Here is a 19,949-nt window from a genome sequence, read left to right as displayed (position 1 = left end):
CGCGAGCCGGAAACCCCAGACCCGGCGTTCAGCCGGTGAAACCCGACAGACCGCTCCGCCGGAACACCACTCTGGCGTGACGCCGCACGAGACCGTCACGAAAGGGCGTACGTGGTAGCCACGACCCGTCAGACCGCCGAATCGGCCGATGCCGACTCCGCAGATGTAACCGAAGCACGGCCGGTCCGCAAGGCTGCCGCGAAGAAGGCCCCGGCCAAGAAGGCCGCAGCCAAGAAGGCCCCGGCCAAGAAGGCCGCCGCCGCGAAGGCGACGAAGGGCCCGGCCAAGAAGGCCGGACCGAAGAAGGCCGGACCCGACGGCGAGCCCGGCGGCGACGAGAACCTCGAGGCCGAGGATCTCGACATCGAGGATCTCGGCGATCTAGAGGTCTCCGAGGACGATCTCGCCGACGAGGCCGAGGAACTGGTCGAGGACGTCGCCGAGGAAGTCGAGGAGGGTGAGACCGACGAACCGTCCGCCGCGGACAAGGCCTCCGGCGACTTCGTCTGGGACGAGGAGGAATCCGAGGCGCTGCGTCAGGCCCGCAAGGATGCCGAACTCACCGCATCGGCCGACTCGGTGCGCGCCTACCTCAAGCAGATCGGCAAGGTCGCACTGCTCAACGCCGAGGAGGAGGTCGAACTCGCCAAGCGGATCGAGGCCGGTCTCTACGCGGCGGAGAAGGTGCGCGAATTCGCCGAGCAGGGTGAGAAGCTGCCGGTCGCGATGCGCCGCGACTACACGTGGATCGTTCGCGACGGCAACCGCGCCAAGAACCATCTGCTGGAAGCCAACCTGCGCCTGGTGGTCTCGCTTGCCAAGCGCTACACCGGCCGCGGCATGGCATTCCTGGACCTGATCCAGGAGGGCAACCTGGGTCTGATCCGCGCGGTGGAGAAGTTCGACTACACCAAGGGCTACAAGTTCTCCACGTACGCCACCTGGTGGATCCGGCAGGCCATCACCCGCGCCATGGCCGATCAGGCCCGCACCATCCGCATCCCGGTGCATATGGTCGAGGTCATCAACAAGCTCGGCCGCATCCAGCGCGAGCTGCTCCAGGATCTGGGCCGCGAGCCCACCCCGGAGGAGTTGGCCAAGGAAATGGACATCACGCCGGAGAAGGTCCTCGAGATCCAGCAGTACGCGCGTGAGCCCATCTCGCTGGACCAGACCATCGGCGACGAGGGCGACAGCCAACTCGGCGACTTCATCGAGGACTCCGAGGCCGTCGTCGCGGTGGACGCGGTGAGCTTCACGCTGCTGCAGGATCAGCTGCAGTCGGTGCTGGAGACGCTGTCCGAGCGCGAGGCGGGCGTGGTTCGGCTGCGCTTCGGCCTGACCGACGGCCAGCCGCGCACCCTCGACGAGATCGGCCAGGTCTACGGGGTCACCCGTGAGCGCATCCGGCAGATCGAGTCGAAGACCATGAGCAAGCTGCGCCACCCGAGTCGCTCGCAGGTCCTGCGCGACTACCTCGATTAGTTCGTTCTGCTCGATTTTCCGAAGCGCCCGCGCCTGACAGCGCGGGCGTTTCGTTTTTTCGCAACCGGCCTCCTTGTCGTTCGGTCGACCGGCAACTCCGCCCGCATTCGCTCCGCCTACGGTCCCGCTATCGTCGAATCCGGCTGCCCCCATTGGGGTTTTCAATTGCGTTGAGCCGAATTGCTTCTGCAACAGTCACTTTCGGCGTTCTGTCGCGCAAACGATCAGCCATGGGGCGGCAAACGAGACAGCGTCCGGCTCGCTAACCAATTCGGGTTTCAATCAAACCTAAAAGTGACCGAAACCACTTCTGCAAAAGCAGATTTCGGCTCCCATCAGGTCGACGGCTGTCGTATCGTCTGACCCGCTGTTGTTTCAATCGCCGATGCTTTTTCTTCGGCAGTGGGAGCGTGCGTGCTCGACATCTACCATTTCAGTTACGGTCTACTGACCCCGCTGCTGGCCTACACCATGTCGGTCACCGGATGCCTGCTCGGCTTGCAGTGCGCCGCACGCGCCCGCAGCGGCAAGGATCGGATCGGCTGGCTGCTCGGCGCGGCCGTCGCCATCGGCGGCACCGGTATCTGGGTCATGCATTTCATTGCGATGCTGGGCTTTTCGATCCGTGGCACCGAGATCCGGTACGACATTCCACTCACCCTGCTCAGCGCGATCACCGCGATAGCCGTGGTCGGCATCGGGCTGTTCATCGTCGTCAAACCCGAACCGTCGCTGCGCGGACTGCTGGCCGGGGGTGCGATCACCGGCCTCGGCGTCGGGGCCATGCATTACATGGGCATGTATGCCATGAAGTCGAATGCGATGATCAGCTATGACGCGCGGCGGGTCGGGCTGTCGTTGGTCATTGCGGTGGTGGCGGCCACGGTTGCGCTCTGGTTCACGTTGCGGGTCAAGGGATTCTTCGCAACCATCGGCGCCGGACTGATCATGGGTGTGGCCGTTTGCGGCATGCACTACACCGGGATGTCGGCGATGCATGCGCACACCGGAGATATGCACACCCCCGAAGGGACCGGTGCCATGGAACTGATCGCGCCGATCATCGTCGTGATCAGCGTGGTGACGATGCTGCTGCTCATCAGCGTCAGCCTGACCGAGATCGATCGCAGTGTAGAACTGCCGCCGCTGCGCATCGCGCCGCGCGCCAAAACCGATCCGCTACCGCCGCTGCCACCGGTGGAACCGCAGATACTGCCGACCGCGTACTGGCCGACGCGGACCGAGGTACCGCGGCACTGAACCATCGAAATCGCCTGTGCGACAAGCTCACAGCGCGATCTCACCGGGCGATGCGACTCAGTCCCTGGTCGGCCAGTAGCGCGCCGGGCGCGGTCCGCGCGCACCGTCGTAGGCCGGATCCTCGACATCGGTGATGCCGATATGCAGTAGCAGCATCATGGTGACCATACCGACGCCGACCGTCAGCGGAGTCAGCAGTTGTGTCGCGCCCGCGCCCGCGGGTGGGTGCATGTGATGGCCGTTCTGCACATGCATCGCAAACATGCCCGTGTAGTGCATGCCGCAGACCGCGACGCCCATCACCAGTGCCGCGCCGATGGTGGCCAGGGTGCCGCGGACATGCAGCGCGAACCAGAGCGCCGCCGTCGCGGCGATCACCGCGATCACCATGGACAGCAACACTATTCGTCCGTCGTATTCGATGACCGCGTCGGATTTCATCGCATACATGCCGGAATAGTGCATGGCACCGACACCGACGCCGGTGATCGCACCACCGATGTACAGCGCCACCGGCTCCAATCCCGGCAGCTGCGCGACCCGTAATCCGATCCACACCACCACCATCGCGATCACCGCGCTGAGCAGGGTGATCGGCACGTCGTAGCGGATCGATGCGCCGTGGATCGAAAAGCCCAGCATGGCAATGAAATGCATGACCCAGATACCGGTGCCGCCGATCGCAACGGCCGCGGCGACGAGCCATCCGGCGTGGCCGCTACCGGCCCGCGCCCGAACCACGCACCGCAGTCCCAGCAATGATCCGGTGAATGACATCAGATACGCGACAACCGGCGTGAGCAACCCGTGGCTGAAGTGATCGATTTCCAGCACGCGAACTCCCTCGTTGGGCTGACGTCGACCGTCATCGCGACAGTGCGAGCCTGCCCGCTTCTAAGAACCAGCAGGTAGGCGATTTACAGTACTACCGTCCGCTAAATTTGTCATGGGATGAATCCAATCAGTGAGACAGTGCCCGCTATCCGTCGGCGACCACCCGTGCCCGATACATACCGAACGGTCCCCCGCCGCCGAATCCTGCTGATCGTCACCACTGGCAATCGATCAGCACCGATATTGCTGGGCCACAATGGATCTCAAGAATTCGCCGATCGACACCAAGCGTTCGCGCATTTGCAAGAACACCACGGCAATTTCGGTACGCATGCCGAATCTCATTGCGGCCCAGCGCCGCCGAGCTGGATGAGGCTCGGTCGCCAACCGGACTCGACCGGCGTCGTATGCTCGCGGCGGGTCTGCAGTATTCGCGCCGAACTGACAGAGGTTGCCCTCTTGGTCGGCGGACCAATTCTGCGGAGCCGACGTTGCCCCGGATGCGAATCGACGTGAGGGCGGAAAGACCAGCTCAGGTGAGCCAGGACACAGACCGGGCGGGTCTGCGCGCAGAAGTTCCTCGGAACCGGCAGACTTGTGCATGTGGTTGCCCCCACTTTGCGCCGAATCCACTCCCCCTGGACGCAGACCGTCGACCTCGGTGACGAGTTGCGTGCGGTCTGGTCGTGGGCGCGGCGGCCCCGATTGATGCGCCGGCTGCTGCCCGAACTGCGCCAGCACCTGTCCGGCGCGCCGGCCAGCACGGCCTACGCGTTCACCCTGTTCGTCACCTGGTGGACGCTGCGCGGGGTCGGTGATTCGGTGGAGCGCAGGCTGATCTTCTCGGCCTCCACCAACCTCTACAACATGCAGCACAACCCGATCCAGGTGCTGGTGGCCTCGGCGTTCTGGACTCAGGGGCAATTTCCGTGGGTCACCATCGCGGAGATTCTGGTGGTCATGGGCTTCGCCGAACGCTGGCTCGGCACCAGTCGCTGGATTCTGCTGTTCGCGACCGGACATATCGGCGCGACGCTGCTCACCGTCACCGCCATCGACCACGCCATCGACCACCACGTCATCCCGGTGCGGGTGCAGTATGCGGCGGATGTCGGCACCAGCTACGGGTTCACCGCCGTCTTGGCGGCCATGGCGTTCCACTTCCGCGGTGTGGTCCGCGCACTGTGGGCGGGTGTCATCGTCGTATTCCTCGGCTCGGCGCTGCTTATCGGACCGACCTTCACCGACTACGGGCATATGTGCGCGGCCCTGATCGGTTTGGCGATCGGATTCGTCGCGTCGACTTTCTGGCGGCGCATCGAACGTCTTCGTACCGAACGCGACGCGATTTCCGCCGCGCCGACACCGGCGTCGACGAATCGGCTTACGGTGCCCCGGATTCCCGCGGCCGCCGCCGATACCGGGACGAATTCCGTGGCGGCGCAGCCGCTATCCGGTGCTGACGGCGGGGCTGAAGCGGCGCTGCACCATGCCGATGACCGGTTCGACGACGCGGGCCGCGATCGGGCCGAGCACCGCCATCAGTAGGACATAGGCCGAGGCGAGTGCGGCGAGTTGGACGTCGACCGCACCCATGCCCACCGCCAAACCCGCGATGACAATGGAGAATTCACCGTGCGCGACCAGTGCCGCGCCCGCGCGCGCCCGCCCCATCCGGCGGATACCCTGCCGACTCGCCGCCCACCAGCCGGTGGCGACCTTGGTCAGCACGGTGACCACTGCGAGCAGGATCGCCCAGCCGAGTACCGGCGGAATGGCCCGCGGATCGGTGCTGAATCCGAAGGCCACGAAAAAGATGGCCGCGAACAGATCCCGGATCGGTTCCAGCAGTTTGGTCGCCTCGTGCGCGGTGGAACCGGAGATCGCGATGCCGAGCAGGAATGCGCCGACCGCCGCCGAAACATTCAGCGCCGATGCCAGCCCTGCGACCAGCAGCGCCGCGCCGAGCAGCTTCAACAGGAATACCTCGCGGTCGGCGCTGTCCACAATCGCCGAGACGTACCGGCCGTAGCGCAGCGCGACGACCAGGACGACGGTGACAGTGGCCAGGGCCAGACCGAGCACGGTCAACCCGCTCAGCAAGCTCGTACCGGCCAGGATCGCGGTGAGGATCGGCAGATACATCGCCATCGCGAGATCCTCGAAGACCAGGATCGACAGGATCACCGGGGTTTCCCGGTTACCGAGGCGGCCGAGGTCGTTCAGCACCTTGGCGACAATGCCCGATGACGAGATGTAGGTGACCCCGGCCATGGTGATCGCTCCGGTCATCCCCCAGCCGAGTATCAGGGCGACCACCACGCCGGGCGTCGCGTTCGCGACGAGATCGACCAGACCTGCGGCCCAGGATCGGCGCAATCCGGTCACCAATTCCGCCGCGGTGTATTCGAGGCCGAGCAGTAGCAACAGCAGTACGACGCCGATTTCGCCTGCGATATGGCCGAATTCGTTCGCGGCGCCCAGTTCTACCAAGCCACCCTGGCCGAAAGCCAGCCCGCCGAGCAGATATAGCGGAATCGGGGACATGCCGAAGCGTGCCGCCACTCTCCCGAGCATGCCGAGGGTGAATAACACCCCCCCGAGCTCGATGAGGGCGAGCGCGGTTTCGTTCACGCTCTCACCCGTGCGTCAGGATCTTCGCGGCCGCGTCCAGACCGTCGGGGGTACCGACGACCACGAGTATGTCGTCGGCGGTGAAAGTGAAATCCGGTCCCGGCGAGGGGTGCAGCTGCCCCGCACGCATCACCGCGACGATGGAAGCCTTGGTGCGCGTGCGCATTCCGGTCTCGCCGAGGGTGCGGCCCTCGTACGGCGAATCCTCGGCGATGGGTAGCTGGCGGGTGGTGATCCCGGGTAGGTCGCGGTGATCCTCGCGCAGCTTCGCCACCAGCTGCGGCGAGCCGAGTAGGTTGGCGAGCACCGCGGCCTCGTCCGGAGTCAGCGGTACTTGCGCGGCGCAGGAGTCCGGGTCATCGGGTTTGGAGACGATCAGATCGATGCCGCCGTCGCGATGATCGACCACACCGATCCTGCGGCCCGACCGCAGCTGGAAGTCTTTGCGTACCCCGATCCCGGGTAGGGCGGTGACATCGACGTTCACACCTCCACCCTAACCGGCAAAAGCGGCTGACCGCCCAACAGCCCACCGACACTCATTCCTTCGGCGGACCCGGGGACGCGAGGGCATGTGCTGTGATGGGGCGATGCGACGGCACTGGGATGCTTTGTCGGCGACCGCGCAGGACGCGCTGGTCGCCGCCTTCGCGCTTGTACTCGGCGCCGCGCTCTATCTGACCGGCCTGTTCGAGATGGCCAGTGACCTGAGCCGCCATCCGCCGCTGCCGGTGCGGTTCGGGGTGCTCACGCTGATCTGCGTGGCGACCTTCCTGCGGCGTCGCATGCCGATGTCGGCACTCGGTATCGGGCTGATCCCGTTCGCCATCGATTTCGCACTCGGTCCGACGGTGCCGGTCTGGCTCATCTATTCGGATCTGGTCTATGCCGGTGTGCTGTATGCCGCGCCCGCGCGTTCGCGCTGGCTGGTCACGGTTTGCGGCGTGGTCTCGGCCGTACTGACCGTGCTGGCCCTCGTGCTCGGCGACTGGCGGGTCGCGGTGATCACCATCGCCGCACTGTTCGCCTTCGTCGCGACGCCGCTGTGGTGGGCACTGTCGGTGCGCGGACACAAGGAGATCGCCGAGGCCGAACGCAAACGCGCACAGGCGATGACACTGGTCGCCGAATTGGATCGGCGCGCCGCCATCGCCGACGAACGCAAGACGATGGCGCGCGATCTGCACGATGTGATCGCCGGACACCTGTCGGCCATCGCCATCCAGTCCGAAGCGGCGCTCGGGGTGCTGGCCCGGCGGGAAACCGATCCCACTGTCGCCGGGATCATTTCGTCGATCCGATCCAATAGTGTCAGCGCGCTGCAGGAGATGCGCACCATGATCGGTCTGCTACGCCGCGACGACGGCGCCGAGGACGACGCGGCCGCGCCGCGCAAACTGGCTCAGCTGCCAATTCTCGTCGATGCTGCCCGGGCCGCCGGAATCACCGTGCGCGTGCGGGATTCGCTGAACGGGACGGCGCTGCCGAGCGCGGTCGACCAGGCCGCCTACCGAATCGTCCAGGAAGCACTGACCAATGCCATGAAACACGCACCGGGACAGGCGGTCGATATCGACGTGCGTACGGAGACAACGGATCTGGCCCTCTCGGTGCGCAATCCGACGGTACCGGTACACAATCGACGATCCGAGGACGCGGGCCACAGTGGTCTGATGAATATGCGGGAACGAGCCGTAGCCCTCGGCGGCACCTTCACCGCCGGACCCAGCGCCGGTGGCTGGGAAGTCCGTGCGCGACTGCCGATCTCGACGACGGAGGTGTCATGATCCGGGTACTGATCGCCGATGACCACGGCGCGATCCGGGCCGGACTGCGGATGATCCTGGAGACCGCCGAAGGCATCGAAGTGGTCGGCGAGGCCGCCGACGGCGATATCGCGGTGGCACAGGCCAAGGCGCTGCGCCCGGATGTGGTGCTGATGGATGTGCGCATGCCGGGCGTCGACGGCATCACCGCCACCGGCCGCATCACCGACGACGGCTTGGCCAGGGTGCTCATCCTCACGACCTTCGACCTGGACGAGTACGTCTTCCGGACGCTGCGCGCCGGCGCGTCCGGCTTCGTGCTGAAATCCGCGTCGGGACAGGCACTTGTCGATGCGGTGCGTGCGGTTGCCGCGGGTGACGGCGTGCTCGCGCCCGAGGTGACCGCCGCGGTGATCCATGCGTTCGCCTCGACCGATGGCGAACCGGCCCGGCCCGCGCCGGACGGCTTGGACGAGCTGACCGAACGCGAACGCGAGGTGCTCGACTGCCTCGGCGACGGTCTGTCCAATGCGCAGATCGCCACGCGGCTGTTCATCGGTGAGACAACAGTCAAAACACATGTCTCACGTGTGCTCACCAAACTCGGTGTGCGGTCTCGCGTTCAGGCCGCCATCGTGGCGCGCGAGGCCAGAAAGCGGTAGGTCAGGATGCCGGAAAGTTCGGGTCGAGCGCGGCGAAGGTGCCGTCCGCCCCGGGCTGGTACTCGACCACGGCGGTGACCGCGCCGACCGGCAGCGGACCGTACAGATGTGGGAACAGCATCGATTCCGGATCGGTCGGCACGCCCGGTTCCCATTTCACCGGCGCGCCGACGCGAGCCGGATCGACGCGCAGCAGCACCATGTCACGCCGTCCGGCGAACAATCGGTTGGCGGGCAGATGCGCCTGCTGTGGCGTGGACAGATGGATGAACCCGATCTCCTCGAACGATTCCGGGCGGTACTCGCCGGTTTGCCGGGCGGTCAGCCAATCGGCGAGTGTGCAAATGTGAACGAGCGTGTGAGTGTCATGGATCACGGGTAATCTCCCGGTAGACAACTGGATAGGCCTGTTCGTGATCGTGGTCGAGTGGAGTTCGATACGTAACCAGTGATGTTCGCCAGTAGCGAAATCCCAGGTGGTGTTATCGAAAACACACAGAATCACTTCCGGGAACAAAGCCCCCGTCCCGAACGTCTGACAGAGTAGTCATACCCCTGCTGGGAAGTAGCGGTAGCGAGCCCGCGGAGTGACCACGGGCCCCACACCAGGTGAACGGACTGTAGTGCCGGGAGCCAGGACGGAGGAGTCATGCCAGGAACCCTGACAAGCACCCCACTGACCGCGGTCGATCGTTGCGACCGCTGCGGTGCTGCCGCACGAGTTCGTGCCGTATTGCCCGCAGGTGGCGAGTTGCTCTTCTGCCAGCACCACGCGAATGAACACATGGATCGCTTGCGTGAGCTCGAAGCCGTGATCGATACGGAATCGGCTCCCACGCTCTGACCAGTCCTCGCGTCCCGACACAACAGCATCGAACAACAGAACATCGCTGATAGACGACAGCGGGCGACCTACAGGTCGCCCGCTGTCGGCGTTTCCGGTCCCGCTACCCCGGACAGGATGCCGTCGAGTAGTTTGCCGAGACCGAAGGCGAAGTCGCCCGGCGGGTCCGACGGCGCTTGATAGCGTTCGCCTACCACCGCACCGACCCGCGAGGCGATCGGGAACTCCTCGACCGACATGACCTCGGTCAGCAGCGGGCCGTGCTGCTCCCACCACTGCGCGTCGGTCAGCTCCGCGGTACTGCGGATTCCGGCGATCGCCATCCGCGCATTGCCGGTCGCGAATTCCGACAGCACCGCGATCACCCGATCCATAGCCAGATCGGATAACCCGATCCCCTCGATCGCGGCCAGCTGCCGTTCATATCGGCGCATCCGGCCCGGACCGAGGACCAGCCGCCACGGCGGCACCTCGAGCAGCCATGGGTGCGCGATCAGTTCCGCACGGACCTGCTCGGCGATCGCGGACATTCGGTCGCGGACCGGGAGATCGATCGGGATGGGCGCGTCCTCCAGTGCGACCGTGTCGACCATCAACACGGTCAAAGCCTCCTTGCTCGGCACATAGGTGTAAAGGCTCATCGGGCGCAGGCCGAGTTCGGCGGCGACCGCGCGGATCGACACCTTCTCGTACCCCTCCCGATCGGCGAGGGCGATCGCGGCGACGACGACCTCATCGACACTCACCGTCTGCTTCGGGCCGCGCCCACCGGATCGCGGCGGCACAGCATGTCGCCAGAGCAGGCTCATCAACTGTTTCGCCTGGTCGGTCACGCGGTCCTCTCGGAATTAATTCGGTACGCTGTACGTTGTTATAATACTCCGTACACCATACGACGATCTAGGGGACCGCTCTGCGCAGCACACAGGCCACCTATCTACCCGACCGCCACATGTTCGCACTGTGGACCTGGAACGGATCCGCGCCCGGCCGCGCGCCCGACGGTGATCGGGAAGCACTCTCTTTGGCAGTGCCGACGGGTCCGGACGGCGCGATCGAGGTCACGGATGTCGAATGCGCACTCGTTGATCCGGACGAGCTGTTGGACCTGGAGCTCGGTAACGCGGGCCCGTCCGTACACACTTGGCGCGCAGTACTGCAGGACGGAGCCGGACCGGGTGATGCCGAGACGGTGCCGCTGCCCATTGCGGCGCACGCTGTCCCTGACGGCGTCGGAACATCGATCGTGTCCGCCGAGCGTGCGGTGCGGGTGTTGCGTGAAACACGGTGTGCCGGGGCGGAACTGCGGGCCGGGCTGAAGGCGGAGTTGCGGCCGTATCAGGTGCGCGGGGTTGGATGGTTACACGAGACCGTCGCGGCGCACGGTGGGGCGGTCTTGGCCGATGAGATGGGGCTCGGAAAAACGGTGCAGACCATCGGGTTTCTGCTCGGGCGGGCCGAGAGCGGAGCGCAGCTCGTGGTTTGTCCGACGTCGCTGGTGGGGAACTGGGCGCATGAGATCACGCGGTTCGCGCCGGGGCTGCGGGTGGTGGCGTGGCGTGGGGGTGAGATCGCCGATGAGGCCGGGACCATTGTGGTGACCGGGTATCCGATACTGCGGTTGCACGGTGCTGTGTTGACCGATCGCTCCTGGACGACAGTCGTTTTCGATGAGGCGCAGGCATTGAAGAATCCGCGCGCGCAGGTGTCCAAGGCGGCGCGGGCATTGACGGCGGAGGCGAAGGTCGCGCTGACGGGTACGCCGGTGGAGAACCATCTCGAGGAGCTGTGGGCGCTGCTGAATCTGGTGGCGCCGCGGCTGTTCGGGCATCGCACACAGTTCCGTCGTCGATTCGTCCGGCCGATCCACGAGGGTTCGGCGGCCGCGGCGGCCCGGTTGCGGGATGCGCTCGAACCGGTGCTGTTGGCGCGCAAGAAGGCTCAGGTCGCCGCTTCGCTGCCCGCGAAGATCCACAGCGATCTGCTCTGCGATCTGACCACCGAACAGGAACGGCTGTACGACCAGCTGCTCGACAAGGCGATCGATGACGGCTTCGGCCATGGCGTGCAACGGCAGAGCCGGGTGCTCGCGGCGCTCACCGCTCTCAAGCAGGTCTGCAACCATCCGGGCCTGATCACCGGCGAGCTGAGCGAATTGGCGGGCCGGTCCGGAAAGCTGGACCTGTGCGCCGATATCGTGGCCAACAATCTCGAAACCGGCGACCCGACACTGATATTCACCCAGTATCGCGCCACCGGTGACCTGCTGGTCCGCCACCTGCACGAGCAGTTCGGGGTGCGGGCGCCGTTCTTCCACGGCGGACTGAGTCAGGCCGAGCGGGCCGAGATCGTTTCGGGCTTCCAGGCCGAAGACGGTCCGCCCGTGTTGATCCTGAGTCTGCGCGCCGCAGGCACCGGTCTCACCCTGACGCGTGCCGCCGATGTCATCCACTTCGACCGCTGGTGGAATCCGGCCGTCGAAGCTCAGGCCTCCGACCGGGTGCACCGCATCGGCCAGACCCGCACCGTCACCATCACCACCCTGACCTCGGGCACCACCGTCGAGGAGCACATCGCGGGCATGCACGACCGCAAATCCGCCCTCGCGGACCTCAACGATTCGGCCGGGATCGCCGCACTGGCCCGCCTCGACGACGACCAGCTCATCGAAATCCTGCGCCGCAAGAGGGAGAACTGATGGCGGACAACGAATTCGGATACACGGCATGGGGGATGGACTGGGTCCGGCTCGCCGAACCTCTGCGCCAGACCCGACCCGACCCGCTGCTCCCCCGAGCCCGCAGTATTGCCAGAAACAACGGTGTCCAGGCGACCGTCGAAGGGCGCATCGTCCGCGCCGCCATCCATCGCGGTGGGCAGGCCTCGGTAACCCACCTCGAAGTCGCGCCACTTTCCCGTTCAGCCATCACGGCGATCGCCGAAATCATCCCGGATACAACAGTTCTCACCGATGAAATGCACCGAGCGCTGGTCGACGCCGGCATCAGCCCGGCGCCTGGCCCAGCCGGGACGGACTGCTCCTGTCCGGCTCGCATCGCCCGCTGCGTGCACGTCCTTGCGGTGTGCTACGACATGGCCCGCCGCGTGGACGAGAACCCTCGCCTGGCGCTGGAGATCCAAGGCTATTTTCAAGCGGCACCGCACGATTCGACAGCGCCGGTCGCGTCTCCCCGCTGGACGCCGATCAATGCACTCGATCCTGCGGACTACTTCGAGGCCGCAATAGCGGTGCGCTGAAAGGATTCACTCGGGACGGCGGGCGCGGAAACGGAAACTGCGTTCGCCGGTTTCGATCTCGACATCGGTGAAACCGGCTCGGGTGAGCCGGTCCGCGGCGTGCTCCGGCGGTACCGGCACGCAGGTGTCGCCGAGGTGCAGCAGGCGGAATACGCGGCCGTCGAGGCCGTCGCTGCCTGCGAATACACCGCCGGGACGCAGGACACGCAGGGCTTCGCCGAAAAGCGCGTCCTGTGCTCCGACAGTGGGTACGTGGTGCAGCATGGTGAAGCACACGACCGAGTCGAATTGGCTCGGGGGCAAGGGCATATCCGCACCGTCGCCCTCGATCACCGTCATCGCGGTACCGTGCCGCGTGCGCAGCCGATCGACGAGCACCGGATCGATCTCGACACCGGTCAGTTTGCTGGTGCGCTCTCGCAAGGCGCGGATATTGGCACCGTAGCCGGGGCCGATCTCGAGTGCGGACGCACCGAGGTCGAGACCGGACAGCGCCCACGGGACGATCCGCGTCGTACTCGTACGCTCCCACGCGGCCGATCGGCACATCAATTTGTGTACGTAGTTCATCGCCATGCGATCGACGCTAGAAGCGGTCGGCTGTGACCACGACAGGCTACGGTGACAAGTTGTGTCGCGAAACGGCCAATTCTTGGTGCCCCAACCCGGGACATCCCAACTGAACGACGGATCCGCGGTATTCCCTGCCGCGATCGGTGATACCGCCATGGTCTTCGGCGCGGGCGTCATGTCCGCGGGCTACTGGTTCGACACCCATGAACATCCGCAGCACCAAATCGCCTGGGCGGCAAGGGGCGTCATCGCCGTCGAAATCGGCGACGGGTACTGGGTGCTGCCACCCACCCGTGCCCTGTGGATCCCCGGCGGCACCCGACACCGAACCGGAACCGCCCAGGGCGCGATCATGCGCGGCATCTTCGTGGCACCCGACCGATGCCCGGTCTCGCTCACCACCCCGACAATGCTCCGAGTGTCGCCATTGCTGCGCGAACTGTTCGACCATCTCACCGAACCCGACACCGCCCTCGCGCGCGGAGATGACGCGGAGCGACGCGAGCACGTCGACGAGCCCACTCCCAGCGAGCACCCGCGCACGGACACCCGAACCGACGGGGTGGTCACCGCGGCGACTGGAAATCGCGCCGACAACGTCGCCGCGGCACGAGGCGAGCGCGCGGAAGCGGTTCGATTCGAGCAGGCCGACGAGAATCCGGTCAGCGCCCGCCCGCTCGCGGACGCTCGACCTGAAGGGACCGCCGCGGCGGCGACCCGAAATCCCGCCACGCGGCGCGAGCGCGCGGAGGCGGTCATCTTCGACCTGCTCGAGCCGGTCGACGTGATTCCCGTCGGCGCGCGCCGACCGGTGGATGCCCGAGCCGGACGGGTCGCCGACGCCATGACCCGCGACCCCGCCGACCCCCGCACCCTCGCCGAATTCGCCGCCGACGCCGCAACCAGCCCCCGCACCCTGGCCCGTCTGTTCCTCGTCGAAACCGGAATCTCCTTCGGCCAGTGGCGAACCCAGATCCGCCTTGCCGCCTCCCTCCCCCTGCTCGCCGAGGGTCTGCCGATCGCCCGCATCGCGGGCCGCGTCGGCTACGCCACCCCCAGCGCCTACGTGGCCGCCTTCCGCCGCACCGTCGGCGTCTCCCCCGGCCGCTACTTCACCGGGTAATCGCGCGCTGCGGAGTCAGGCGTTGGTGCCGCCGTCGACAGTGAAGGTCGCTCCGGTGATGCTGCGGCCGGAGGGGCCGGCGAGGAAGGTTACGGTGGCGGCGATGTCGTCGGTGGTGCCGAAGCGGCCGAGCGCGTTCAGGTCGATCTGATGGGAGGCGTGGTCACCGTCGGCCGGGTTCATATCGGTGTCCGTGGAGCCCGGCTGCACCAGGTTGACCGTGATGTTGCGCGGACCGAGTTCGCGCGCAAGGGCCTTCGTGAATCCGTTGAGTGCGGATTTGCTCAGGTTGTACAGCGTGAGTCCACCGAATGCGGCGCGCTCGGACAGGTTGCTGCCGATGCTGATGATTCGTCCAGCCTCGGACATATGCTCGACCGCCGCCTGTGAGCCGACGAACGCCGCCCGCGCGTGGATACTGAGCGCGCGGTCGATCTCCTCGACGGTGAACTGCTCGAACGGCTTGGCCGGGAAGATGCCCGCGTTATTGACCAGCACGTCGAGCCTGCCGAGTTCGGTCGCGGCCCGATGCACCGCCGCAACGACCGCGCCCGCGTCAGCGCTGTCGGCTCGAATGGCGATGGCGCGCCGCCCCAACGCTTCCGCCTCGGCGACCACCGATTTCGCCAGCAGTTCGTTGTGCTGGTAGGTCAGTGCCACATCCGCGCCCGCCGCGGCCAGGTGCCGCACGATCGCCGCTCCGATCCCCCGGCTACCCCCGGTCACCAGCGCAACTTTGCCAGTCAGATCCGACATCGTGACTCCTCCTAATTCTGTGTCGATCAGTACATAAATAGCTAAGCGCATGAGGCGCGACGGCGTCAAGGGGTATATTTAACGATTGACACAGAAAGGAATGGGTCATGGCCGAACGTGGACGCCCACGCGCATTCGACCGCAAGGTCGCGCTACGTCGCGCCATGGAGGTGTTCTGGGAACACGGATACGAGGGCTCGTCGATGAGCGATCTCACCGCGGCGATGGGCATCAACTCACCGAGCCTGTACGCCGCATTCGGCGGCAAGGAAGAGCTGTTCCGCGCGGCTGTCGGCTTGTACGGCGAGACCGAAGGCGGCTACACCGCACGCGCCCTGCGCGAGGAGCCGACCGCCCGCGCCGGCATAGAAGCCATGTTGCGCGACAACGCCACTGCCTATACCCACGAAGACAAACCGCACGGCTGCATGGTCGTGCTGGCGGGCTCCACTTACACCACCCGCAGCGAATCCATCCGCGACTTCCTGGTCGAAAAGCGCCGCGAGACAACCCAAGACATCCGCGAGCGCCTGGATCGCGGTGTCACGGAAGGTGATCTATCTCCCGACGCCAATACCGCGGCTCTCGCGAGCTTCTACACCACGGTCCTGTACGGTCTGTCGATCTGCGCCCGCGACGGCGCTTCGCACACCGAACTCACCCGATCCATCGACTGTGCCATGGCAGCGTGGCCCGCGTCGGCCATCGCACACTGATCACCGCGGTTACTTACGGCGCAGGGCGGCGATGCGCTCACCGAGTTGGTCCGCGGTGGCCAATGCCGTTGGCGGACCACCGCATTCGCGGCGCAACTCACCGTGGATCACACCGTGCGGCTTGCCGGTGCGATGGTGGTGCATGGCGACCAGACTGTTGAGCTCACGACGCAGCTCACCGAGCTTGTCCGCGGTCGCGACCCGCTCGGCGGCCGAGGCGACCTGCGGACCAGGATCGGGCGTCGCGGCCTCACCGCGTTCGGCGAGTTGCTTGGACTGACGTTCACGCAGCAGCGCCCGCATCTGCTCCGCGTCCAACAGCCCGGGAATCCCGAGGTAGTCGGCCTCCTCGGCACTACCCGCGAAAGTCGCTGTGCCGAAGGAGGATCCGTCGTAGATCACCTGGTCGAGTTCGGCGTCGGCGGCGAGCGCGACGAAGGGCTTCTCGTCCTCGCCCGGCTCGTCCTTCTGTTTGTTCGCGTCGATCAGGAGTTCGTCTTCGAGGCCGTTCTGCTCGCGGTGCGGCTTGCCGATGACGTGATCGCGCTGCAGTTCCAGCTGCGCGGCCAGATCGAGCAGCACCGGCACCGACGGCAGGAACACGCTTGCGGTCTCGCCTGGCTTGCGCGCACGCACGAACCGGCCGATGGCCTGGGCGAAGTACAGCGGGGTCGAGGCGCTGGTCGCATAGACGCCGACCGCGAGTCGCGGCACATCGACGCCCTCGGAGACCATGCGGACCGCGACCATCCACGGCTGGGTGTTCTTGCTGAATTCGGCGATCCGGTTCGAGGAGGACGGATCATCCGAGAGCACCACCGCTGGCCGCTCGCCGGAGATGTGTTCCAGCAGTTCGGCGTAATCGCGGGCCCGCTCCTGATCGGTGGCGATCACCAGCCCACCGGCATCCGGCATACCGGTCGCACGCAGCTGGCGCAGCCGGGTGTCCGCGGCGACGAGCACCTTGGACATCCAGTCGCCTGCTGGATCCAAGGCCGTGCGCCACGCACGGGCGGTGTGTTCCGCGCTCAGCGGCTCACCGAGGCGGGCCGAATACTCCTCCCCCGCGCTGTCGCGCCAGTGCGCCTCACCGGAATACGCCAGGAAGACAACGGGCCGGACCACGCCGTCGGCCAATGCCTCCGCATAGCCGTAGGTGTGGTCGGCGCGCGAGCGCGGGAAACCGGCTTCATCGGGTTCGTAGATCACGAACGGGATCTGGCTGTCATCGCTGCGGAACGGGGTACCGGTCAGCGCGAGCCGGCGGGTGGCGTCACCGAATGCCTCGGCGGTCGCCTCACCCCAGGACTTCGCATCGCCCGCATGGTGGATCTCGTCGAGAATCACCAGCGTTCTGCGTCTTTCGGTGCGGACACGGTGCCGCGCGGGATGCGAGGCGATCTGTGCGTATGTGACCACGACGCCGTGATAGTCGCCGGAGGTCGCACCGGTCGCGTTGGAGAAGCGCGAATCCAGCTGAATGCCCACGCGGGCCGCGGATTGGGCCCACTGATGTTTGAGATGTTCGGTCGGAGCGACCACGGTGACCTGGTCGACGGTGCGGTCGGCCAGCAGTTCGGCCGCGACCCGCAGTGCGAAGGTGGTCTTACCCGCGCCCGGCGTCGCCACCGCGAGAAAGTCCCTGGGCTTGGTGGACAGATACTTCATCAGGGCCCGGCGCTGCCAAGCACGTAGCGAACCACCTGAGGAACCCGCGGCGCTCGATTTTTGCGAATCGCCCGGTGTTTCCGCTTCTCCCGCCACAGCGGCGCCACCCGACACAGTCACGAGGACGACCCTAGCTGTCCCCCATGGCGTGTCGCCAAACCGACGCGGCGTGGGCGACGGGCGTCACACGCCGAACCGTGCGCCACGCCGTGTTCATCTGCTCCCCATCGTCTCGATGCCACGGCAAACCGGAACAATATGCTCGGATGCGCAATGCTGTTAAGCATCATGACCGACGAAAGTGCTCTACCGCGCCACACCCCGGGGGTCGGCGACCAGCCGATCCACAGCGGCGGAGGCGGCGCGGAACCCACGGCGGCGACCTATGCGCGCAACGCCGCAACGCGAGCTGCGCATGTCGCGCGACATGGTGGCAAACTTGTCGTCCGGGTGGCGGTGAAGTCATGGAACGATTCGATTTTCGCCAAATCCGCGGCCGCGGCGTTCTGGCAGACCATGTCGCTGGCGCCGCTGCTGCTCGGGGTGCTCGGCAGCCTCGGTTACGTCGGGGAATGGTTCGGACCCGATACCGTGGAGATCGTCCAGCAGAAGATCATCGCGTTCAGCCGGGACCTGTTCAGCACCAGTGTGGTGAGCGATCTGATCGAACCGACCGTCACCGATGTGCTCAGTCGCGGACGCGCCGCCTTCGTCTCGGTGGGTTTCGTAATGTCGCTGTGGGCGGGATCCTCGGCCATGTCGACCTTCGTGGATTCGATCGTCGAGGCGCACGGCCAGAAGGATGCCCGGCATCCGGTGTGGCAGCGCATCTTCGCGTTGCTGCTGTATGTGCTGTTCCTGGTGGTCGCGGTATTCCTGCTCCCGCTGATCGCGCTGGGGCCGACATTGATCGGACGGGTCCTGCCGGATTCGTGGCGGGAACCCGGGTTGCGGCTGATCGACTCGTTCTATTACCCGGGCGTCGGCCTGGTGCTGATCATCGGGCTCACCACCCTGTACAAGCTGGCACTGCACAAATCGCTGCCGTGGCATCGCTTGTTCGGCGGGGCTTTGGTCGCGGGCGTGTTCTTCATGGCCGCCAGCGAGGGACTGCGACGCTATCTGTCCTGGGTCACCAGGACAGGTGTCAGCTACGGTGCGCTCGCAACGCCGATCGCATTCCTGCTGTTCACGTTCTTCCTCGGCTTCGCGGTCATCCTCGGCGCCGAATTCAATGCCGCGGTGCAGGAATTCTGGCCCGCTCGCAGCACCCGCATCGATCAGGTGAAGGAATGGTTGTCCAATCAGTTGGGCGGAGACGACTCCGACACCGAACAGGATGATCCAGCCACAGCGAAGCCCCCGAACCCACAGGAGGCTCAGGGGCCGATCGAGCGGACACACGACAACGGCGCCGATGCCGACCGGACACGACTCAGCGCGCCCGGCGATCCGTCATCGGCGTCGGCTCAGTCGCCTTTGCGCAAGCCGTCGTAGACCTTCTTGCACTCCGGGCAGACCGGCGAGCCGGGCTTCGGCGAGCGGGTCACCGGGAAGACCTCACCGCAGAGGGCGACCACGTGGGTGCCCATGACGGCGCTCTCGGCGATCTTGTCCTTCTTCACGTAGTGGAAGAACTTGGGGGTGTCGTCGCCTGTCGTCTCGTCGGTGGTCGTATCCGGGCGAACCAGAGTGTCGGTACTCACGGATTCCATGATGCCGCATACTCGCGAGCTCGGCTGATGACGGTCGGTGTTCGTCGAGCTGACCAGGCCATGTGCGGTGCGCCGTCGACAGTGGAAGACTCAGGGTATGCAGCAGTACGGCGACACCCCCGACGCCGACGACATCGGCAGCGGTGATCGCCCGGACGTCGCGATGCCGACGCCACCCCGCAAGTCCACCGGCTACTTCCCCGGCAATGACGAGAAGCACCCGGTGCTGATCACCGAGGCCGCGCCGTCACTGGAGGATCAGCACCGCGCCAGGGTTCGGCGCTACACCATCATCATGGCGTTCCGCATCCCCTGCCTGATCCTGGCCGCGATCGCCTACAGCGTCTTCAGCAACGCCCTGCTCTCGATCCTGATCATCACCGCTTCGATCCCGCTCCCCTGGATCGCCGTCCTCATCGCCAACGACCGCCCACCGCGCCGCAAGGACGAACCCAGCCGCTGGGACCGCCCCCGCACCGCCATCGAATCCCGGCCGCATCGCGCCATCGATTCCTGAGGCTGGGGTCGGGCGAGGTCCGCGGGCGGGGAGGGTTAGGTCCTGGGCCGGTAGGCAAAGGGCAGGATCGCGGCATGCCACCACGCGGGTGCCGACATGCCGACGATCAAGCTGGACGAGTGATCACCGTGCAACGGT

General features: G+C 66.1%; 21 protein-coding genes. 12 read left to right on the top strand and 9 right to left on the bottom strand.

Annotated elements, in window-relative coordinates:
- Window positions 1–111 precede the first annotated feature (111 nt).
- Window positions 112–1,485, top strand: coding sequence for an RNA polymerase sigma factor (locus ACQPZ2_RS16610; protein WP_433526374.1), 1,374 nt, complete (start codon window positions 112–114; stop codon window positions 1,483–1,485).
- 414 nt (window positions 1,486–1,899) lie between these two features.
- Window positions 1,900–2,745, top strand: coding sequence for an MHYT domain-containing protein (locus tag ACQPZ2_RS16605; RefSeq protein WP_433526373.1), 846 nt, complete (start codon window positions 1,900–1,902; stop codon window positions 2,743–2,745).
- Window positions 2,746–2,802: 57 nt separating this feature from the next.
- Here the strand turns inward: ACQPZ2_RS16605 and ACQPZ2_RS16600 are convergent, their stop codons facing one another.
- Window positions 2,803–3,579 carry an MHYT domain-containing protein gene (locus ACQPZ2_RS16600; protein WP_433526372.1) on the bottom strand — a complete coding sequence of 259 codons (777 nt, stop codon included), beginning with the start codon at window positions 3,577–3,579 and terminating at the stop codon, window positions 2,803–2,805.
- 603 nt (window positions 3,580–4,182) lie between these two features.
- Here ACQPZ2_RS16600 and ACQPZ2_RS16595 point away from each other — a divergent pair.
- Entirely contained in the window at window positions 4,183–5,127 is a 945-nt protein-coding gene (locus ACQPZ2_RS16595) for a rhomboid-like protein (protein WP_433526371.1), read from the top strand.
- Here ACQPZ2_RS16595 and ACQPZ2_RS16590 read toward each other — a convergent pair.
- Together ACQPZ2_RS16590 and ACQPZ2_RS16585 are read right to left on the bottom strand one after the other, a co-directional pair.
- Complete coding sequence (locus ACQPZ2_RS16590) at window positions 5,029–6,213, bottom strand: cation:proton antiporter (protein ID WP_433526370.1); 1,185 nt, start codon at window positions 6,211–6,213, stop codon at window positions 5,029–5,031. The genes ACQPZ2_RS16595 and ACQPZ2_RS16590 overlap by 99 nt on opposite strands.
- 4 nt (window positions 6,214–6,217) lie before the next feature.
- Entirely contained in the window at window positions 6,218–6,700 is a 483-nt protein-coding gene (locus tag ACQPZ2_RS16585) for a cation:proton antiporter regulatory subunit (protein ID WP_063043599.1), read from the bottom strand.
- Window positions 6,701–6,803: 103 nt separating this feature from the next.
- On the opposite strand from ACQPZ2_RS16585, the gene ACQPZ2_RS16580 reads away from it, so the two are divergent.
- Both ACQPZ2_RS16580 and ACQPZ2_RS16575 read left to right on the top strand, forming a co-directional pair.
- Complete coding sequence (locus ACQPZ2_RS16580) at window positions 6,804–8,000, top strand: histidine kinase (protein WP_433526369.1); 1,197 nt, start codon at window positions 6,804–6,806, stop codon at window positions 7,998–8,000.
- On the top strand, window positions 7,997–8,641 hold the full coding sequence (locus ACQPZ2_RS16575; RefSeq protein WP_433526368.1) for a response regulator: 645 nt from the start codon (window positions 7,997–7,999) through the stop codon (window positions 8,639–8,641). The genes ACQPZ2_RS16580 and ACQPZ2_RS16575 overlap by 4 nt, the downstream gene beginning before the upstream one ends.
- Before the next feature lies 1 nt (window position 8,642).
- Here ACQPZ2_RS16575 and ACQPZ2_RS16570 read toward each other — a convergent pair whose 3' ends face one another.
- On the bottom strand, window positions 8,643–9,017 hold the full coding sequence (locus ACQPZ2_RS16570) for a DUF952 domain-containing protein (RefSeq protein ID WP_433526367.1): 375 nt from the start codon (window positions 9,015–9,017) through the stop codon (window positions 8,643–8,645).
- 273 nt (window positions 9,018–9,290) lie between these two features.
- Between ACQPZ2_RS16570 and ACQPZ2_RS16565 the strand changes: the two genes are divergently transcribed.
- Entirely contained in the window at window positions 9,291–9,485 is a 195-nt protein-coding gene (locus ACQPZ2_RS16565; RefSeq protein ID WP_433526366.1) for a DUF7455 domain-containing protein, read from the top strand.
- Window positions 9,486–9,553: 68 nt separating this feature from the next.
- On the opposite strand, the gene ACQPZ2_RS16560 is transcribed toward ACQPZ2_RS16565, so the two are convergent.
- On the bottom strand, window positions 9,554–10,294 hold the full coding sequence (locus tag ACQPZ2_RS16560; protein ID WP_433527441.1) for a TetR/AcrR family transcriptional regulator: 741 nt from the start codon (window positions 10,292–10,294) through the stop codon (window positions 9,554–9,556).
- 143 nt (window positions 10,295–10,437) lie between these two features.
- Between ACQPZ2_RS16560 and ACQPZ2_RS16555 the strand changes: the two genes are divergently transcribed.
- Both ACQPZ2_RS16555 and ACQPZ2_RS16550 read left to right on the top strand, forming a co-directional pair.
- Window positions 10,438–12,183 carry a DEAD/DEAH box helicase gene (locus ACQPZ2_RS16555; RefSeq protein ID WP_433526365.1) on the top strand — a complete coding sequence of 582 codons (1,746 nt, stop codon included), beginning with the start codon at window positions 10,438–10,440 and terminating at the stop codon, window positions 12,181–12,183.
- A complete protein-coding gene (locus ACQPZ2_RS16550; RefSeq protein ID WP_433526364.1) occupies window positions 12,183–12,743 on the top strand; it encodes a hypothetical protein in 561 nt (186 codons plus the stop codon). Before ACQPZ2_RS16555 ends, ACQPZ2_RS16550 begins: the two co-directional genes overlap by 1 nt.
- A 6-nt stretch (window positions 12,744–12,749) precedes the next feature.
- On the opposite strand, the gene ACQPZ2_RS16545 is transcribed toward ACQPZ2_RS16550, so the two are convergent.
- Window positions 12,750–13,319 (bottom strand): class I SAM-dependent methyltransferase, encoded by a 570-nt coding sequence (locus ACQPZ2_RS16545; protein WP_433526363.1) that lies wholly within the window; start codon window positions 13,317–13,319, stop codon window positions 12,750–12,752.
- Window positions 13,320–13,374: 55 nt separating this feature from the next.
- Between ACQPZ2_RS16545 and ACQPZ2_RS16540 the strand changes: the two genes are divergently transcribed.
- The gene (locus ACQPZ2_RS16540) at window positions 13,375–14,439 is read left to right on the top strand and encodes an AraC family transcriptional regulator (RefSeq protein WP_433526362.1); all 1,065 of its coding nucleotides are present in this window, start codon (window positions 13,375–13,377) and stop codon (window positions 14,437–14,439) included.
- A 15-nt stretch (window positions 14,440–14,454) separates the two neighbouring features.
- Here the strand turns inward: ACQPZ2_RS16540 and ACQPZ2_RS16535 are convergent, their stop codons facing one another.
- Complete coding sequence (locus tag ACQPZ2_RS16535; RefSeq protein ID WP_433526361.1) at window positions 14,455–15,195, bottom strand: SDR family NAD(P)-dependent oxidoreductase; 741 nt, start codon at window positions 15,193–15,195, stop codon at window positions 14,455–14,457.
- 107 nt (window positions 15,196–15,302) lie between these two features.
- Here ACQPZ2_RS16535 and ACQPZ2_RS16530 point away from each other — a divergent pair, with 107 nt between their 5' ends.
- Window positions 15,303–15,911 carry a TetR/AcrR family transcriptional regulator gene (locus ACQPZ2_RS16530; protein WP_433526360.1) on the top strand — a complete coding sequence of 203 codons (609 nt, stop codon included), beginning with the start codon at window positions 15,303–15,305 and terminating at the stop codon, window positions 15,909–15,911.
- Window positions 15,912–15,920: 9 nt separating this feature from the next.
- Here the strand turns inward: ACQPZ2_RS16530 and ACQPZ2_RS16525 are convergent, their stop codons facing one another.
- Complete coding sequence (locus ACQPZ2_RS16525; RefSeq protein ID WP_433527440.1) at window positions 15,921–17,579, bottom strand: DEAD/DEAH box helicase; 1,659 nt, start codon at window positions 17,577–17,579, stop codon at window positions 15,921–15,923.
- A gap of 288 nt (window positions 17,580–17,867) precedes the next feature.
- Between ACQPZ2_RS16525 and ACQPZ2_RS16520 the strand changes: the two genes are divergently transcribed.
- Complete coding sequence (locus tag ACQPZ2_RS16520; protein ID WP_433526359.1) at window positions 17,868–19,076, top strand: YihY/virulence factor BrkB family protein; 1,209 nt, start codon at window positions 17,868–17,870, stop codon at window positions 19,074–19,076.
- On the opposite strand, the gene ACQPZ2_RS16515 is transcribed toward ACQPZ2_RS16520, so the two are convergent.
- Entirely contained in the window at window positions 19,049–19,285 is a 237-nt protein-coding gene (locus ACQPZ2_RS16515) for a DUF3039 domain-containing protein (protein ID WP_063043591.1), read from the bottom strand. The two genes, ACQPZ2_RS16520 and ACQPZ2_RS16515, sit on opposite strands and share 28 nt — an antisense overlap.
- Window positions 19,286–19,457: 172 nt before the next feature.
- Between ACQPZ2_RS16515 and ACQPZ2_RS16510 the strand changes: the two genes are divergently transcribed.
- Window positions 19,458–19,811, top strand: coding sequence for a DUF3099 domain-containing protein (locus ACQPZ2_RS16510; RefSeq protein WP_063043590.1), 354 nt, complete (start codon window positions 19,458–19,460; stop codon window positions 19,809–19,811).
- Window positions 19,812–19,949 lie beyond the last annotated feature (138 nt).

The sequence above is a fragment of the Nocardia pseudovaccinii genome (assembly GCF_050942345.1).
Lineage (GTDB): Bacteria > Actinomycetota > Actinomycetes > Mycobacteriales > Mycobacteriaceae > Nocardia > Nocardia pseudovaccinii.
Note: the sequence above shows the minus strand (reverse complement) of the source record. Positions and strands in the feature narration are given on the sequence as shown.

Bases quoted from the DNA above. Each gene is read 5' to 3' on its own strand.
- ACQPZ2_RS16580 (WP_433526369.1), top strand. From the start codon at position 6,804: ATGCGACGGCACTGGGATGCTTTGTCGGCGACCGCGCAGGACGCGCTG.
- ACQPZ2_RS16575 (WP_433526368.1), top strand. From the start codon at position 7,997: ATGATCCGGGTACTGATCGCCGATGACCACGGCGCGATCCGGGCCGGA.
- ACQPZ2_RS16565 (WP_433526366.1), top strand. From the start codon at position 9,291: ATGCCAGGAACCCTGACAAGCACCCCACTGACCGCGGTCGATCGTTGC.
- ACQPZ2_RS16560 (WP_433527441.1), bottom strand. From the start codon at position 10,294: ATGAGCCTGCTCTGGCGACATGCTGTGCCGCCGCGATCCGGTGGGCGC.
- ACQPZ2_RS16555 (WP_433526365.1), top strand. From the start codon at position 10,438: ATGTTCGCACTGTGGACCTGGAACGGATCCGCGCCCGGCCGCGCGCCC.
- ACQPZ2_RS16550 (WP_433526364.1), top strand. From the start codon at position 12,183: ATGGCGGACAACGAATTCGGATACACGGCATGGGGGATGGACTGGGTC.
- ACQPZ2_RS16545 (WP_433526363.1), bottom strand. From the start codon at position 13,319: ATGGCGATGAACTACGTACACAAATTGATGTGCCGATCGGCCGCGTGG.
- ACQPZ2_RS16535 (WP_433526361.1), bottom strand. From the start codon at position 15,195: ATGTCGGATCTGACTGGCAAAGTTGCGCTGGTGACCGGGGGTAGCCGG.
- ACQPZ2_RS16530 (WP_433526360.1), top strand. From the start codon at position 15,303: ATGGCCGAACGTGGACGCCCACGCGCATTCGACCGCAAGGTCGCGCTA.
- ACQPZ2_RS16525 (WP_433527440.1), bottom strand. From the start codon at position 17,579: ATGAAGTATCTGTCCACCAAGCCCAGGGACTTTCTCGCGGTGGCGACG.
- ACQPZ2_RS16520 (WP_433526359.1), top strand. From the start codon at position 17,868: ATGACCGACGAAAGTGCTCTACCGCGCCACACCCCGGGGGTCGGCGAC.
- ACQPZ2_RS16510 (WP_063043590.1), top strand. From the start codon at position 19,458: ATGCCGACGCCACCCCGCAAGTCCACCGGCTACTTCCCCGGCAATGAC.